Source organism: Leeuwenhoekiella palythoae (assembly GCF_900130045.1).
Taxonomy (GTDB): domain Bacteria; phylum Bacteroidota; class Bacteroidia; order Flavobacteriales; family Flavobacteriaceae; genus Leeuwenhoekiella; species Leeuwenhoekiella palythoae.
Window position 1 is genome coordinate 239,747 of the sequence record NZ_FQXT01000004.1, and the last position, 16,864, is coordinate 256,610.

The window sequence follows — 16,864 nt, forward strand, 5'->3', positions numbered from 1 at the left end:
TCATATATTTAGCTTTAAAAAACAACGTTCCTTTGATAACAATAAAACCCTTTGATACCACGCAAGACGGTCGTCCCGTTTTAAGTGTAAAACTGAAAAACTCCTCAGGGATGGAAGCGCATTTCATCACCTATGGCGCCATACTACAACGATTAATTGTTCCGGACGCCGGCGGATTTACCGATGTGGTTTTGGGATATAATGACTTGCATTCTTATGAAGAAGATACCTTTTTTATGGGGCAATTGGTGGGTCGAAGCGCAAACCGCATCGCTAATGCAACAGTGAGCCTAGACGGAAAAAAAGTTGCGTTGAGTGCCAACGAAGGCACAAATCATCTTCACGGCGGTTTTGAAGGTTTCGGTAAGAAAATTTGGGAGGTTGCTGAGCTGGAAGATGAGGTGATTTTTTCCTATTTGAGTAAAGATGGCGAAGAAGGTTATCCCGGGAATTTAGAGACTAAAATGTTTGTCAAACTAACTGAAGAGAATGCGCTAGAAATGCGTCTCGAAGCTACAACCGACAAAGAAACTATTGTAAATCTTACCCGCCACGAATATTTCAATCTGAATCCTTCAAGTGGAAAAAGTATTGCAAAGCATCAACTATTGATTAACGGAGAAGGAATTTTACCAAAAACAGAGCAGAACGTTCCTGACGGAAGCGTAAAACCGGTGGAGAACACACCTTTTGATCTGCGTGAACTTCGCTTTTTAGAACAGCCACTGGCTCAACTTGAAGGTGGTTTTGATCATAATTATGTTTTGGAAAAATACAGTAAAGAAGTACCGGCTGCAGTACTTGCTGCACCTTCGGGATCGCCTAAAATGGAATTGTACTGCACCCAACCGGGAATCCAGTTTTATAGCGCCAACGGAATTGAAAAGATAGAGAACAAGACAGTAATGATTCAAGGACCTTCGCCGGCCTTATGTTTAGAACCACAGTTTTTTCCGGATACGCCCAATCACCCCAATTTTCCGTCAACGGTTTTAAAACCGGGAGAACAGTATAAGCATACCATCACGTATAAATTTTTATAAATGGAAACTTCATATATCATCGCTTTTGATCAGGGAACAACCAGTACTCGGGCCATTTTATTTGATGAGCACGGTAAGGTTGTTGCTATTTCACAAAAGGAATTGAAACAATATTATCCGCAGTCCGGTTGGGTAGAACACGATCCGGAAATGATCTTTAATGATCAAAAGGAAGTTTTTGAGGCGGTGGTCCAAAAAGCAAAAGTTCCACTTGAAGCTATAAAAGGAATTGGAATCACCAATCAGCGTGAGACTACTGTTGTATGGGATAAGAAAACAGGAAAACCGGTTTATAATGCGATTTGCTGGTTAGATAAACGTACCGAAGCGATTTGCGAAGGTTTACGGGAGCGCGGCCTTTCAAGATATATTCTTAAAAACACCGGACTGGTAATTGACAGTTATTTTTCGGCAACCAAAATAAAGTGGATTCTAGATAATGTAGAAGGAGCGCGTGAAAAAGCTGAAGCTGGTGATCTGCTCTTTGGTACGGTAGATAGCTGGTTGATCTTCAAGTTCACCGGCAAACACCGTACAGACCATACTAATGCGTGCCGAACTATGCTGTACAATATTAAAGATATGGCTTGGGATCAGGAGTTGCTTGAGGAATTGACTATTCCGAAAAAAATGTTGCCTAAAGTGCAACCTTCATCTTCAGATTTTGGGAGGATAACGTATCAAGATGCTGAGTTTCCTATTTATGGAGTTGCCGGTGATCAACAGGCGGCGCTTTTTGGGCAAGGCGGTTACAAATCAGGAATGGCAAAAAACACCTATGGAACAGGTTGTTTTATGCTGCTCAATACCGGGAAAAAACCTTCGTTTTCTAAAAACGGACTCATAACAACCTTATGCTGTACGCTCGAAGATAAAAAGCCAAAATATGCTTTAGAAGGAAGTGTCTTTGTGGGAGGTGCATCGATTCAATGGTTGCGGGATCAAGTGGGAATCATTGAGAATGCCGAAGAAACTAATGCGATTTGTCAAAGTATTCCGCCACTTGAAGATCTGTTTTTTGTTCCTGCATTCAACGGACTTGGAGCTCCATATTGGGATGGAAATGCGAAAGGAAGTATTCAAGGATTGACCTTTTCAACAGGTCGCAAAGAACTAGTGAAAGCTACGGTTGAAGCGCTTGCCTATCAAGTAACCGACTTGATCAAAGCGATGGAAGAAGACAGCGGCAAGCAAATAAAAACCTTAAAAGTTGACGGTGGCGCTTGTGCTAATGATTACTTGATGCAATTTCAAGCAGATCTTTTAGATGCGCAGGTAGATCGCCCAGAAATGCTTGAAGTTACCGCCTGGGGTGCAGCTTTATTAGCGGGAATTAAAGTGGGTATTTGGACGCAAAAAGACATTGCTACATTGCGTAGTGCTGATCAGGTTTTTGAACCTGAAATGGATGTAAGAACGCGTAACCACAAGCAAGAAAGCTGGGAGCTTGCGGTGATGCGCACACGCTCTGGTTATGCCGAAACCATTGAGAAAGAAAAAGAACCTTTACGTTTTAGCGTGCGTGACCGTAAGCGTTACATCAAAAAAGCGAAAAAGAAAAAATTTGATTTAGTCATCATTGGTGGCGGAGTTACCGGAGCAGGGATCGCGCTCGATGCAGCGACCCGCGGTATGAGCGTTTGCCTGATCGAGAAAAATGATTTCGCTTCAGGAACCAGTAATAAAAGTACCAAATTGGTACACGGCGGTTTGCGCTATTTAAAGCAGATGGAAATCGGTCTGGTCAAAGAATCAGGAACTGAGCGCGCTATCGTACACAAGTTGGCCCCTCACCTTGTGGTGCCCGAGAAAATGCTCTTACCACTTATTGAGGGTGGGCAATATGGTAAATTTTTGACTTCTGTAGGACTGAAAGTTTATGACTTGCTGGCCAATGTAGATGATGAAGACAAACGCCGTATGTTGACCAAAGAAGAGACGCTTGAGCGCGAACCCATTCTTGATGAGAGCACTTTGCTGGGTGGTGGTTTTTATGCGGAATATAGAACTGACGATGCTCGTCTCACCATTGAGTTGATGAAAAAAGCAGCCGGTTTTGGTGCGATTTGCCTCAACTACTGCGAGATGGATGATTTTGTGTACAACTACAAAGGCAAGATCACCGCGGTAAACTGCAAAGATCACAACACAGGGAAAACCTTTGAAGTAGAAGGAAGAACGTTTGTTTCTGCGACAGGACCTTGGGTTGATAAGCTTCGGAAGAAAGATGAGTCGATGAACAACAAACATTTGCATTTGACTAAAGGGGTGCATTTGGTCTTTCCGAAGGAAAAATTACCCGTACATCAATCGCTCTATTTTGACGTTCCAGACGGGCGTATGATTTTTGCGATTCCGCGAGGTAGAGTGACCTATGTGGGAACCACAGATACTAATTACTCCGGGAGTTTAGATCGTGTGGTGGCAACCAAAGCTGATATTAAATATTTGCTTGATGCCGTTAACGGAACCTTCCCTGATATTAATTTAACCGAAGAAGATATCGAGTCGAGCTGGGCAGGACTTCGACCACTCATTCACGAGGATGAGAAAGATCCTTCAGAATTATCGCGAAAGGATGAGACATTTATTAGTAAAAGTGGCTTGATCTCTATTGCCGGCGGAAAACTTACCGGATATCGTAAAATGGCCCAACGTGTAAACGAAACAGTAAGCAAGCGACTCAAAGAGAAATTTGGTAAAACCTATGATGAGTCGCGCACTCAGCATATTGCCTTGACTTCTCACGCATTGCGGAATACCCAAGAGGTAGAAGATTATCAAAACTACTTGGAGCAGGAGTTAGAATTTATGCAAATTGACAACGCCGCTTTTAAAGCTTGGTATTTGGTTTCCACTTACGGAAAGCAAACAGATATCATCAAAAATAAGATCAATTATTTTAGAGATGCAGACGTAAATGATAGACTAGTGCGCGCTGAATTGTGGTACAGTGTTAATTATGAAATGACCAACAGTCTGGCAGATTTCTTTGTACGTCGTACCGGGAGACTCTATTTTAATATCGAAACGGTAACGCAGTATCGTCAACAAGCAGTGCAGGATTTTATCAATTATTTAGATTGGGATGAAGAGCGCGTTGCTTTTGAAAATAAAAAGCTTGACGAGTTGTTATACGATGCAACGCATTTTTATGAATCTGAGATTCTTAGCTAATTTTCTGCTTAAGCTTTCTAGCTCTTAAAAATTAAACGTTATTTTTACGTTTAAATAAACAGCCCAATGGACAAAGGATTTTTAATAGATATGGACGGAGTCATTTACAGCGGTAATGACTTGATTCCGGGAGCAGATACTTTTATAAAAACATTGCAAGATCGGGGAATTCCGTTCTTGTTTATGACCAATAACAGTCAGCGTAGCCCCATTGATGTTGTGAATAAACTACGCCCGATGGGAATTCACATTAAAGAAGAAAATGTGTACACTAGCGCTATGGCAACGGCTTGGTTTTTAGGTTTTACAAAGCCTAACGGTACCGCTTACGTTCTAGGTGAGGGCGGACTTCTAAGCAGCTTGCACGAAAATGGGTACAGCTTGGTGACTCAAGATCCAGATTATGTTGTGGTGGGTGAAGGCCGAAATTTCACTTTAGAAATGGCAAACAATGCCGTAGATATGATTCTTGGGGGCGCTAAACTGATCGCGACCAATTTAGATCCTTCGCCTAAGAAAATCGGCTGGTCTAATCTAGGGATCAAAGCAATCGTTAAGATGATCGAAGAAGCAACCGGGCGTAAAGCATTTTCGGTAGGAAAACCTAGTCCTGTAATGATGCGTGCCGCTCGAAAAAAATTAGGCTTAACCACAGATCAAACCATAGTAATAGGAGACACGATGGATACTGATATTCTGGGCTCTATTCAAATGGGGTACAAGACTATCCTTACTCTGTCAGGAGTTTCGAAGCAAGAGGAAATAGGTACGTATGCATTTGGTCCTGATATGGTCATCGACTCACTCAAAGATTTTAACATCGACGAGGCTTTAGAGAAGCTTTCCGTTGAAAATAACGTAGCAGAATTTTGAAAATACTAGTAACCGGCGGACTCGGATTTATAGGTTCGCATACCGTAGTCGAATTACAAAATGCAGGATACGAGGTGGTCATTATTGACGATCTGTCTAATGCTTCAGAAGATGTTTTAGATGGAATAGAAGCCATTACCGGCAAAAGGCCTGAGTTTGAAAAATTGGATCTAAGAGATCGCAACGCGGTTTCAGCTTTCTTTAAAAAATATGCAGACGTAAGCGGGGCGATTCATTTTGCGGCTTCAAAAGCAGTAGGCGAAAGTGTTCATAAGCCCCTGTTGTATTATGAAAACAACCTAAGCTCCTTAGTGTATCTGCTGAAAGAACTCACGGGAAAAGCTTCGGCTAATTTTATATTCAGTTCGTCGTGCACGGTTTACGGGCAGGCAGAAGAATTACCTATAACCGAAAGCGCACCGGTAAAACCTGCTGAATCTCCGTATGGAAATACCAAGCAGATCGGCGAGGAGATCATTAGAGATACGGCTAAAGTTTACGAGAATTTTAAAGCTATAGCGCTACGCTATTTTAATCCGATTGGAGCACACGAAAGCGTGGAAATAGGGGAGTTGCCGCTAGGCGTTCCGCAGAATTTGGTGCCGTTTATTACGCAGACAGCAGCCGGATTGCGTGAGGAACTTAGTGTGTTTGGCAATGATTATCCTACCGAAGATGGTACGTGTGTACGTGATTATATTCACGTGGTTGACTTAGCCAAAGCGCACGTAAAAGCGCTAACACGTTTGGTGGAAAGCGAAAATAAAAGCAATTACGAAGTATTTAATTTAGGAACCGGCACCGGAAGTTCTGTGCTTGAAGTGATCAATACTTTTGAAGAAGTTTCCGGAGTGCAATTGCCTTATAAGATCGTAGACCGAAGAGAAGGTGACGTGGTTGCTGCCTATGCAGACACCGAACACGCCAATAACGAACTCGGTTGGAAATCAGAGTTGACACTTGCTGATGCACTCGACTCTGCCTGGAAATGGGAGAAGAAAGTTCGCGGTATTAAGTAATTTGAAAAGCGATGTAAAACACAAAAGCCCAAATCTTGAAGATCTGGGCTTTTTTATTTTTTTAAAGAATGTATGTTTTAAAGTTTGCGTGTGCTGTTGCGAATCACCAATTCGGTTTCTATAACTTCTTGTTTGGGTGCTTCTTTTTCTTTAGCGTTGATGTTTTTAAGTGCGATCTCGATCGCTTTTTTTCCCATAATTTCGGCTTGTTGCTTTACTGTGGTCACCGATGGGAAATAATTTCGCGCCAGCGTTCCGTCAGTAAACCCTATAACACTTACATCATTAGGAACTTCTAAGCCTTTAGTGCGAATGGTGTTCATCGCGTAGATCGCGCTAGATTCGTCTGTGGTGATCAGAGCGTCTATCTCATTCTTGTCAAGAAAAGTTCCTAAATCCTGTTCTAGCGTTGCCAGCTTGGTATATAAAACTTTGGGAACCGCACCTGCTTCTTTTGAAACGGCCGCTTGATATCCCGCGAGTCTTTTATTCCCCACCGAAGTATTGCTCAATGTAGACAATAACGCCACATTTTTACAACCGGTTTTATAGAGATAACTGGTCGCTTCAAAAGCTCCGGAGAAATCATTAATTACCACGCTATCACAAGCTACATCGGTATTTGCACGGTCAAACATTACTAACGGAATATCATAATGCAATACATCATTGAGATGCTCGATTTCGTTAGATTCCTGCGTCTCAGAAGTAAGGCTGATAATAATCGCATCTACCGAAACATCGCTCAGCATATTGAGGCTCTGCTTTTCTTTTTCTAGAGATTCGTTAGAGATGCAGGTAACCAGACTGTAACCATTTTTTGTGGCTTCTTCTTCCATCCCCACGATGACCTTTGCAAAAAAGTTATGCATAATGTTAGGGATCACCACACCAAGGGTATTGGTACGGCTGCTTTTTAATCCCCGAGCCATCGCATTAGGGCGGTATTTAAGTTGTCTGGCTGCTGTTTTTACTAAAAGTTTTGTAGCCTCACTTATTTCTGGGCTGTCTGCTAATGCTTTTGAGACTGTAGAAATAGATAAGTTGAGGTGTTCTGCAATTCCTTTTAATGTGGTTTTAGTAGACATTTTAATTTTTAGTGTAATGTGTGTCTGCTAAATTACGTAAAGTTTTTGCAGCCATCTCTGCTGTGATGTCTCTTTGTGGTGTAGCAAACATTTCATAGCCTACCATAAACTTCTTAACCGTTGCTGAGCGCAGTAATGGCGGGTAGAATGACATATGAAAATGCCAGCAGTCCCAATCCTGACCATCAGTAGGTGCCTGATGAATTCCTGAACTGTAAGGGAATGAGATCTTAAACAGGTTGTCATATTTAATGGTTACCGCTTTAATGATCTTAGCGTAATCGAGACGTTCTGCTTCAGAAAGGGTTAAAATAGTTCTGTGTTGTTTTTTAGGTAGAATCATCACTTCGTAAGGCCATACTGCCCAATAAGGCACCAGAGCTACAAAGTATTCGGTTTCTACAATGATACGCTCTTGCAAGGCAAGCTCTTCTTTTAAATATTCAGCTAAAAGACTAACACCGTTATCATTCCAGTATTCTCTAAGGTGTTTGTTTTTTTTAGCAACCTCCTGCGGAATGGTGCGCTGCGCCCAAATTTGACCGTGCGGGTGCGGATTGCTGCATCCCATGGTTGCGCCTTTGTTTTCAAAGATCTGCACGTGGTTGATATCACTTTTTTTGCCCAATTCGCGATATTCTCTTTGCCAAAGCGCGATGACTTTGTCAATATTTTCAACATCCATAACAGGAAGTGTTAGAGAATGATCAGGCGAGAAACATACCACTTTACAAATCCCACTTTCAGATTCAGCTTTTAGTAAACCGCTTTTAAATTTGGCTTGAGGCACATCATTTTTAAGTGCAGCAAAATCATTAACAAATGACCAAGGTTCGGTGTAATTTTCGTTGATATGACCACCGGCACGCTCATTTCCGGGGCATAAATAACAATTGGGATCGTAAGAAGGGCGCTCTTCAACAACGATATCTTCTTCTTTACCTTGCCACGGACGTTTAGTTCTGTGCGGAGAAACCAAAATCCATTCTCCTGTGAGTATGTTGTAACGTCTGTGTGAATTATCATTAAAATCTACCATAATCAGGCTTGTATTGTTTAGTGTATACGTTCTCCACCATTTGCAGGCATTGCCGTAAATGTAGAGAGTTTAATATTGAATTGTTTATGATATGCTTTTTTAGCAGCTTCCACATAGGCGTCAATGTGGTCCTCGTGAATTAGATTGATGGTACAGCCACCAAAACCACCGCCCATCATTCGGCAACCTAAAACAGCATCATAATTCTTAGAAAAATCGGTAAGAAAATCTAATTCTTTACAACTCACTTGATATTTGTGCTGAAGTCCTTCGTGAGAACCATACATTAAAGTTCCGAAGGTTTTTAGATCTTCTGCTTTAAGCGCTTTAGCCGCTAACGCCACACGCTGGTTTTCTTCTAAAACATATTCACATCGCTTATAAACCACGGGATCAAAATCGGCTTTGTGTTTTTGCAACTGTTCTAAAGTTACATCACGCAGGGTTATGATCTCAGGATACCACTTTTGTAGCAATGCGACGCCTGCTTCACATTCTGCTCTGCGTACATTGTACTCGCTCGTAGACAGACTGTGAGAAACATTGGTGTTCAATAGGAGCAACTTGTAAGGTTCAATGGCAAACGGAAGCAATTGATATTCGAGACTTTGACAATCCAATTGGATCACGTGGTTCTCTTTGCTCATCACAGAAGCAAATTGATCCATAACACCACATTTGGTGCCAACATAGTTGTGCTCAGCCATTTGTGATAATTTGATGATTTCCAGATCAGTCAAGCCTAAATCAAAAAGTTCATTAATCCCTTTGGCTAAACCACATTCTAAAGCCGCTGAAGAACTGATGCCGGCCCCCATAGGCAGATTGCTGTACATCATACAATCAAAACCTTTAAGGCTATGCCCCAGTTTTTTAATTTCTTCCACAACACCAACAATATATCGTGTCCATTCGGCGCCGTTAGGATCATAGGTCGCAACGTCAAAACTAAAATGCGAATCATAGTTTAAACTGGTGATGCGTGCCTGAGACGGAGTACCATTCTTTTTTAAATAAAACTGAATGGTTTTATCAATTGCGGTAGGCATCACAAAACCATTATTATAGTCAGTATGCTCACCAATAAGGTTGACGCGTCCTGGTGAATTGATAACAACCTCGGCTTTAAATGCACCTAGCTGCGCAATATGTTCGGGAGATTGCGAATGTGTAATTTGCTGTTCCAAAATACCGTTGAGGATTTAGATTAGTTGTGTAAATGAATGTCAAAGATACATATATAATATTAAATGTAATTTGTACGTTTAAAAATTTTTAAACTATTTTTGTGAAATTCAATAAGATACTGATGGTGTGAACGATGCGCTCAGGTGCTTTTTGAGCAATACCATTTTGAACTTTAAAAAAGTAAGGTGAATAGGGCAATTAGTTTTTGGAAGACTTTGATTAATCGCGCTTCTAAAAAACACAACAAAATCTTGTGGTGAATAAAAATTGACGCATTTTTGTAGGGTTTTGACATTTTTTGAGCCCTATTTTTAATAAATACCAAATCGTTTAGTTTACATTTGGAGGCAGAAAAAATGAGCATTCATAACACCTAACTACAACGGTGTAGTTTGATAAACTTAAATTTATGGCATTAATTTCCTTTTTAGCATTTACCATTTTAGTAGCGGTCATTTCTTGGCTGGCTGTTCGAAAATCTGATGAATCTACCTCTGACGGTTACTTTTTAGGTGGACGTAGTTTAACCGCCGGAGTGATCGCAGGTTCTTTACTTCTAACCAACTTATCTACTGAGCAGATCGTAGGTCTAAACGGAAGCGCTTATAAAGACGGTTTATCTGTAATGGCCTGGGAAACGCTGGCAGCACTCTCTATCGTTGTAACGGCGATCTTTTTATTGCCGCGCTATTTAAAAGGAGGGATCACCACAGTACCGCAATTTTTAGCGGAACGTTTTGATACCACGACTAAGACCATCACTTCAGGCTTGTTTTTAACCGGTTATGTAGTGGTTTTACTTCCCGTGATCTTATACTCTGGTTCTGTAGCCATCAGCGGTATGTTTGACGTACCTACCTTACTGGGCGTTTCAGATACTACGGCACTTGTAATTTGTATTTGGGGAATCGGGATCATCGGTTCTATTTATGCGGTTTTTGGCGGACTCAAAGCGGTTGCGGTTTCTGATAGTATCAATGCAGTAGGATTGATCATCGGCGGGGTAATGATTCCTGTTTTTGGTCTGATGGCTATTGGTGACGGAAGCGTTCTAGAAGGGTTAAGCACTTTAGTAGATGCAAATCCAGAGCGTTTTGATTCTACCGGTGAACCGGGACAGGAGGTGCCTTTTGCTACGATTTTTACCGGGATGATGCTTGTACAGTTATTTTACTGGGGAACCAACCAGCAAATTATACAAAGAGGATTAGGCGCAAAAAGTTTAGCTGAAGGTCAAAAGGGACTTTTACTTGCAGCGTTCTTAAAGATCTTAGGTCCGATTATTTTGGTATTACCTGGGATGATCGCCTATTATTACTTTGAAGGTGAATTAGCAAGTAGTGATCTTGCGTATCCTGAACTAGTGCGTGCAGTGCTTCCAAAGCCGTTAATGGGCTTTTTTGCTGCGGTATTGTTTGGAGCTATTTTGAGTTCGTTTAATAGTGTGTTGAACAGTTCTGTAACCTTATTCGGTATTGATATTTATAAGCAGCATATTAACAAAGAAGCTTCAGAAAGTGTGGTAGTTAAATACGGAAAGATCTTTGGAGTATGTCTTGCGCTGGCTGCGATGTTTATTGCACCTTTGATCGCAAACGCCGGAAGTTTATTCAGCTATTTACAAGAAATCAACGGTATTTACAGTATTCCAATTTTTACCATCATCGTAGTGGGTTATTTCACAAAACGTGTTCCGGCTATTGCGGCAAAAATTGGGATCGTTTCAGGTTCTATTCTGTATATCATTAGTCAGTTTGTGATGAAGCCTTACTTTGGCGAAGAGAATTATCCGCACTATCTGCACGTGATGGCAATCCTGTTTGTGACCAATATTATTATTATGTTGCTTATAGGAAAAGTAGTTCCTAGAAAAGAACCATTTGTACTCGAGTACACTAAAAAGGTTTCTATAGAGCCTTATAAATATGTGAATCAGGTGGGTATTGTGATCTGTCTGATCGTAGTTGGTATTTATATCTATTTTGCCAAATAGGATACGGAAATCAATAGTTTAAAGCCCGTTGCAAAACGGGCTTTTTTTTTGGTTTAGCCGAAAGTTTAAAGCATCAAAACCTATCTAATATAGTGCTAAAGTAAGTGCGTAAAAAAAGCCTTGAGGTTCAATACATCAAGGCTTTTGTATTAAAGAAGTTTGTTTGTGCTAGCTCAGTAAACCTCTAGAGATTACGATCTTTTGAATTTCAGAAGTACCTTCATAGATCTGAGTGATCTTGGCGTCACGCATCAAGCGTTCAACATGATATTCTTTGACAAAACCATTTCCTCCGTGTACTTGTACCGCTTCAACAGTAACATCCATGGCAACTTTAGAAGCATAGAGCTTAGCCATTGCACTCGAAATATCATAATTGTTTCCTTGATCTTTATCCCAGGCTGCTTTCATTACTAAATGACGCGCAGCTTCGATCTCAACATTCATATCGGCAAGCTTAAAGGCGATGGCTTGATGGTTGCAAATTTCGGTGCCAAAAGCTTTGCGCACTTTTGAGTAATCGCGAGCCAACTCATAGGCTCCGGCAGCAATACCTAGCGCTTGCGCTGCTATACCTATGCGACCACCGCTTAAGGTTTTCATAGCGAACTTAAACCCAAAGCCGTCCTCACCAATGCGATTTTCTTTGGGGACTTTTACGTCGTTAAAAATCAGGGAATGCGTGTCACTTCCGCGAATTCCTAGTTTTTGCTCTTTAGGGCCTACTTCAAAACCTTCCCAGCCTTTTTCAACAATAAAAGCATTGATGCCGCGATGTTTCTTTTCTTTATCGGTCTGAGCGATGACTAAGTAATAATCTGCAGAACCGCCGTTAGTGATCCAGTTCTTAGTTCCGTTTAAAATGTAGTGATCGCCTTTGTCGATCGCGGTGGTTTTTTGAGAAGTAGCATCACTTCCTGCTTCTGGTTCGCTTAAACAGAATGCGCCTAATTTTTCACCGGTCGTTAATTTAGAAAGGTACTTTTCTTTTTGAGCCTGACTGCCATAATTAGCCAGACCATAATTAACCAAACTATTATTAACTGAAACAATCACCGAGGCCGAAGCGTCTATCTTAGATAATTCTTCCATGACCAGAACATAAGAGATGGTATCCATACCGCCACCGCCAAACTCGGTTGGTGCCATCATTCCTAAGAATCCCATTTCACCCATTTTCTTGATCAATTCTTTAGGGAAATGCTGCTGCTCATCGCGCTCAATCACTCCGGGTAGTAATTCATTTTGAGCAAATTCGCGAGCTGCGTCCCGAATCATTAAATGCTCTTCACTTAAACTAAAGTCCATATTAACTTGTGCTTTTAGATTGTACTATATCGTTTTCTTAAATTGTGTTCAGTTTAAAATATAAAGGTGTTATTTGGGTATAAATTAATCAATTTATTATGCTTGCATAACACTTTGTAAATTAAACCAATTTATTTATAGAAAATTCAAAAACTAATGATAAATATGCCGTAATTTAAATATTCTTTATAATTATAGCTAGTTTTTAAGAAAAAGCATAATTCATTTTATGAATTCAACCACTTATTTAATGCTCGGTGTGATGAGCGGAACCTCTTTAGACGGAGTTGATCTTGCTTATGTGCGCTTTACGAAAACCAAGCATTGGCAGTACGAACTGCTTTCTTGCGAGACTATACCTTACGAAACAGAGTGGGTTATACGCTTACAAAATGCCGTAGACCTGCCTCAGTCAGCCTTGGTAAGTTTAGATCAAGAATACACGGCTTATTTGGCAACCCTAATACAAGATTTTCGGGCTAGAAATCCGTTAAGCCATATAGACGCAATCGCCTCTCACGGTCATACCATTTTACATCAACCAGCTCAGGGAACTACTTATCAAATTGGCAATCGCCCAGAACTGGCAAGGCTTTGCAATAATCTGGTAGTTTGTGATTTTAGAGTTGAGGATGTGGCTTTAGGTGGGCAAGGAGCACCATTAGTGCCTATAGGAGATCAACTCTTGTTTCACAAGTATGATGCGTGTTTAAATATTGGCGGTTTTGCAAATTTGTCATTTCAGAAGGGAGAAGCGCGTATAGCTTTTGATACGTGTCCGGCTAATATCGTGCTTAATCAGCTTACTCGTAAACTTGGGCTGCCTTTTGATAAGGACGGTCTGATTGCTAAAAGTGGAAAGATTGACACAGCTGTTTTAGACCAACTGAATGCGTTACCGTTTTATTCGCAAACCGGCCCAAAATCCTTGGGTCTTGAATGGGTTAAGGCTGAAATTTTTCCTATACTGAATGCGAGCGATGTTGCGGTAGAAGATCTTATTGCAACCTTTACGCAACATATTGCGGTTCAGCTTGCAAAAACGTTCGTCCAACTGCCAGCGACAAAAAACGGAATATTAGTAACCGGCGGTGGTGCGTTTAACAAACACCTTATAGCTATCACCCAAAATCTAGTGCAGCATAAGCTGATCGTGCCTGAAGCGAGCCTCATCGAATTCAAAGAAGCATTGATTTTTGCTTTTATGGGTGTTTTGCGTTTGCGCAACACAAACAATGTACTCAAGTGTGTTACAGGAGCTTCAAAAGATCATTGCGCAGGTTTACTGTATTCACCTTAAATTAATATGAAAACGATAGGGAAAACCACCTAAGTCGTTATATTTGTCAACCCTCTAGATTAATTAATGAAAGATTTACTAAAACGTTACGAGAATAAAGAGCCGGAAATTGTTTTTCACTGGAACGATCCCGAAACCGAAGCCGAAGGCTGGACGGTGATCAATTCGCTTAGAGGCGGAGCTGCCGGTGGCGGAACAAGAATGCGTGTAGGGCTTGATCGAAACGAAGTGTTATCACTTGCCAAAACCATGGAGGTGAAGTTTACCGTGTCTGGCCCGGCGATTGGCGGAGCTAAAAGCGGAATCAACTTTGACCCTTCAGATCCTCGAAAAAAAGGAGTGCTAGAGCGCTGGTATGCAGCCGTCTCGCCTTTGCTTAAAAGTTACTACGGGACCGGAGGAGACCTTAATGTAGATGAAATTCACGAAGTGATTCCGATTACCGAAGAAAGCGGTGTGTGGCATCCACAAGAAGGTGTTTTTAACGGGCACTTTAAACCTACCGAAGCAGATAAGATCAATCGCATTGGGCAATTGCGTCAAGGAGTGATCAAAGTGCTTGAGAATTCGGTATACTCTCCTGATGTTTCCAGAAAATATACGGTTGCAGATATGATCACCGGTTATGGTGTAGCCGAAGCCGCACGCCATTTCTATGAGATTTACGGCGGAAATTTAGAAGGAAAACGTGCCGTTATACAAGGTTTTGGTAATGTGGGTTCTGCGGCAGCGTATTATTTGGCGCAACAAGGAGCCAAGATCGTTGGGATCATTGATGCAGCAGGCGGACTCATAAATGAAGAAGGTTTTTCTTTTGAAGAAATAAAAGATTTGTTCCTGAATAAAAAGGGCAATACATTGGTAGCCGAAAATCTTATTCCTTTTGAAGAGGTGAATAAGCGCATTTGGGAGATCAAAACCGAAATTTTTGCGCCTTGTGCAGCATCAAGATTGGTTACTAAAGCCCAAATAGATACGATGATTGATGCCGGGTTAGAGGTGATCTCTTGTGGTGCAAATGTACCTTTTGCAGATAAAGAGATTTTTTTTGGGCCTATTATGGAATATACCGATGCTAAAGTTTCAGTGATTCCTGATTTTATATCCAATTGTGGGATGGCTCGTGTTTTTGCCTATTTTATGGAGCGTCGCGTACAAATGACAGATGAAGCGATCTTTAACGATACTTCATTGACCATTAAAAACGCAATTCAGAATACATTTAATCACAACAGCAGTAAACAAAATTTGAGTGAAACTGCTTTTGAGCTAGCATTGCAGCAGCTCGTTTAATATTAAAATTGAATAATTAACCAACAAACGAATACAAATGTTAAAGTACTTTTTGGGTAGCAGCCCACGCTGGTTTAAGATGGCTATGATCGCTTTCTTAATATTTAATGTCATCTCTTACTATGTTTTAGGACCTATGGTAACCGCTTGGCTTTTTATTGGGGAATTTATTTTTACCCTGGCGATGGCTCTTAAATGCTATCCGTTACAATCAGGAGGTATCTTAGCCTTAGAAGCATTGATCTTAGGGCTTACGAGTCCGGAGGCTGCTTATGAAGAAGTTGACCAAAACCTAGAAGTAGTGTTACTGCTTGTGTTTATGGTGGCCGGTATCTACTTTATGAAACCTATGTTGATGTATATCTTCTCTAAGGTGTTCACTAAAATAAAATCTAAAGTAGTGCTCTCTATGCTGTTTGTTTTTCTGGCAGCAGTGCTTTCTGCTTTCTTAGATGCGTTAACAGTAACCGCTGTATTGATCAGTGTGGCAGTAGGATTCTATGGAGTTTATCATAAAATTCACTCTATGGAAAGTGCCGATTATGATGCAGATAAAGTTCCGGATAGAGAAGCTTTAAGTGGTGAAACGCTTGAGCAGTTTAGAGGTTTTCTTCGTAGTTTGATTATGCACGGTGTTGTAGGTACTGCTCTTGGAGGGGTATGTACACTTGTAGGAGAGCCACAAAACTTATTGATTGGTGAAAAAATGGGTTGGGAATTTATTGAGTTCTTTGAGCGTATGGCGCCAATCACTATTCCGGTTTTAGTATGTGGTTTACTTACCACCTTCTTACTAGAAAAAACAAAGTTATTTGGTTTTGGAGATAAGCTTCCGGCTGTAGCGCGTACGATCATTGAGAACTACACCGCTGAGGTTGACGAAAAAAGAACTCCAAAAGAATCTTTCGGTCTTTGGATTCAAGGTATTTCTGCGATCTTATTGATTTTAAGTTTAGCATTGCACTTAGCGCCTGTAGGGTTCATAGGTTTATTCTTGATCGTAGTTCAAACGGCATTTATGGGAATCACTGACGAGCACAGTTTAGGTAAGGCTTTTGAAGAAGCGCTTCCGTTTACGGCACTTTTAGTGGTATTCTTTGTGGTGGTTGCGATGATTCACGACCAGCATCTATTTACTCCAATTATTGAGTATGTTCTTGAAATGGATCCTGCAAGTCAGCCTTCGATGTTCTACTTAGCTAACGGAATTTTATCAATGATTAGTGATAACGTATTTGTGGCTACGGTTTATATCAACGAAGTTCAAGTGGCCTTTGATGCCGGGAATATTACGCGTGAGCAATTTAATCACTTGGCTGTGGCGATCAATACCGGTACAAACTTGCCTAGTGTTGCAACACCTAACGGTCAGGCTGCATTCTTATTCTTATTAACTTCTTCATTGGCTCCGCTCATCAATCTTTCTTACGGAAGAATGGTAAAAATGGCGCTTCCGTACACTATTGTTTTAGGAGGTGTGGGCTTACTGGGAGTTTATATGTTCTTGTAAAATTTTTAAATCCTGTATTTGAGCATATAATTT

General features: G+C 40.9%; 12 protein-coding genes. 8 read left to right on the forward strand and 4 right to left on the reverse strand.

Annotation, left to right across the window (positions count from 1 at the left end; genetic code table 11):
• Positions 1 to 32 precede the first annotated feature (32 nt).
• The 4 genes from BUA96_RS11450 to galE all read left to right on the forward strand — a co-directional run bounded on the left by BUA96_RS11450 (position 33) and on the right by galE (position 6,112).
• A complete protein-coding gene (locus BUA96_RS11450) occupies positions 33 to 1,043 on the forward strand; it encodes an aldose epimerase family protein (protein ID WP_164916927.1) in 1,011 nt (336 codons plus the stop codon).
• Positions 1,044 to 4,220 (forward strand): glycerol kinase GlpK, encoded by a 3,177-nt coding sequence (gene glpK / locus BUA96_RS11455; protein WP_072983215.1) that lies wholly within the window; start codon positions 1,044 to 1,046, stop codon positions 4,218 to 4,220.
• Between the two features lie 66 nt (positions 4,221 to 4,286).
• Positions 4,287 to 5,093: an HAD-IIA family hydrolase gene (locus BUA96_RS11460; RefSeq protein ID WP_072983216.1), complete on the forward strand. Its 807-nt coding sequence runs from the start codon at positions 4,287 to 4,289 to the stop codon at positions 5,091 to 5,093.
• A complete protein-coding gene (gene galE, locus BUA96_RS11465; protein ID WP_072983218.1) occupies positions 5,090 to 6,112 on the forward strand; it encodes a UDP-glucose 4-epimerase GalE in 1,023 nt (340 codons plus the stop codon). Before BUA96_RS11460 ends, galE begins: the two co-directional genes overlap by 4 nt.
• A gap of 77 nt (positions 6,113 to 6,189) precedes the next feature.
• On the opposite strand, the gene BUA96_RS11470 is transcribed toward galE, so the two are convergent.
• From BUA96_RS11470 to galK, 3 genes are read right to left on the reverse strand one after another with little or no spacing between them, the layout of a single operon-like run.
• On the reverse strand, positions 6,190 to 7,200 hold the full coding sequence (locus tag BUA96_RS11470) for a LacI family DNA-binding transcriptional regulator (RefSeq protein ID WP_072983220.1): 1,011 nt from the start codon (positions 7,198 to 7,200) through the stop codon (positions 6,190 to 6,192).
• Position 7,201: 1 nt separating this feature from the next.
• Entirely contained in the window at positions 7,202 to 8,239 is a 1,038-nt protein-coding gene (locus BUA96_RS11475; protein WP_072983222.1) for a UDP-glucose--hexose-1-phosphate uridylyltransferase, read from the reverse strand.
• Between the two features lie 17 nt (positions 8,240 to 8,256).
• The gene (gene galK / locus BUA96_RS11480) at positions 8,257 to 9,426 is read right to left on the reverse strand and encodes a galactokinase (RefSeq protein WP_233430640.1); all 1,170 of its coding nucleotides are present in this window, start codon (positions 9,424 to 9,426) and stop codon (positions 8,257 to 8,259) included.
• Between the two features lie 410 nt (positions 9,427 to 9,836).
• On the opposite strand from galK, the gene BUA96_RS11485 reads away from it, so the two are divergent.
• Entirely contained in the window at positions 9,837 to 11,420 is a 1,584-nt protein-coding gene (locus BUA96_RS11485; RefSeq protein WP_072983224.1) for a solute:sodium symporter family transporter, read from the forward strand.
• 168 nt (positions 11,421 to 11,588) lie between these two features.
• Here BUA96_RS11485 and BUA96_RS11490 read toward each other — a convergent pair whose 3' ends face one another.
• Entirely contained in the window at positions 11,589 to 12,728 is a 1,140-nt protein-coding gene (locus BUA96_RS11490) for an acyl-CoA dehydrogenase (protein WP_072983226.1), read from the reverse strand.
• 229 nt (positions 12,729 to 12,957) lie between these two features.
• Here BUA96_RS11490 and BUA96_RS11495 point away from each other — a divergent pair, with 229 nt between their 5' ends.
• The 3 genes from BUA96_RS11495 to nhaB all read left to right on the forward strand — a co-directional run bounded on the left by BUA96_RS11495 (position 12,958) and on the right by nhaB (position 16,831).
• Positions 12,958 to 14,028: an anhydro-N-acetylmuramic acid kinase gene (locus BUA96_RS11495; protein WP_072983227.1), complete on the forward strand. Its 1,071-nt coding sequence runs from the start codon at positions 12,958 to 12,960 to the stop codon at positions 14,026 to 14,028.
• A 66-nt stretch (positions 14,029 to 14,094) separates the two neighbouring features.
• Positions 14,095 to 15,321, forward strand: coding sequence for a Glu/Leu/Phe/Val dehydrogenase dimerization domain-containing protein (locus tag BUA96_RS11500; protein ID WP_072983229.1), 1,227 nt, complete (start codon positions 14,095 to 14,097; stop codon positions 15,319 to 15,321).
• A 37-nt stretch (positions 15,322 to 15,358) separates the two neighbouring features.
• On the forward strand, positions 15,359 to 16,831 hold the full coding sequence (gene nhaB, locus BUA96_RS11505) for a sodium/proton antiporter NhaB (RefSeq protein ID WP_072983231.1): 1,473 nt from the start codon (positions 15,359 to 15,361) through the stop codon (positions 16,829 to 16,831).
• The last annotated feature ends 33 nt before the right edge of the window (positions 16,832 to 16,864 follow it).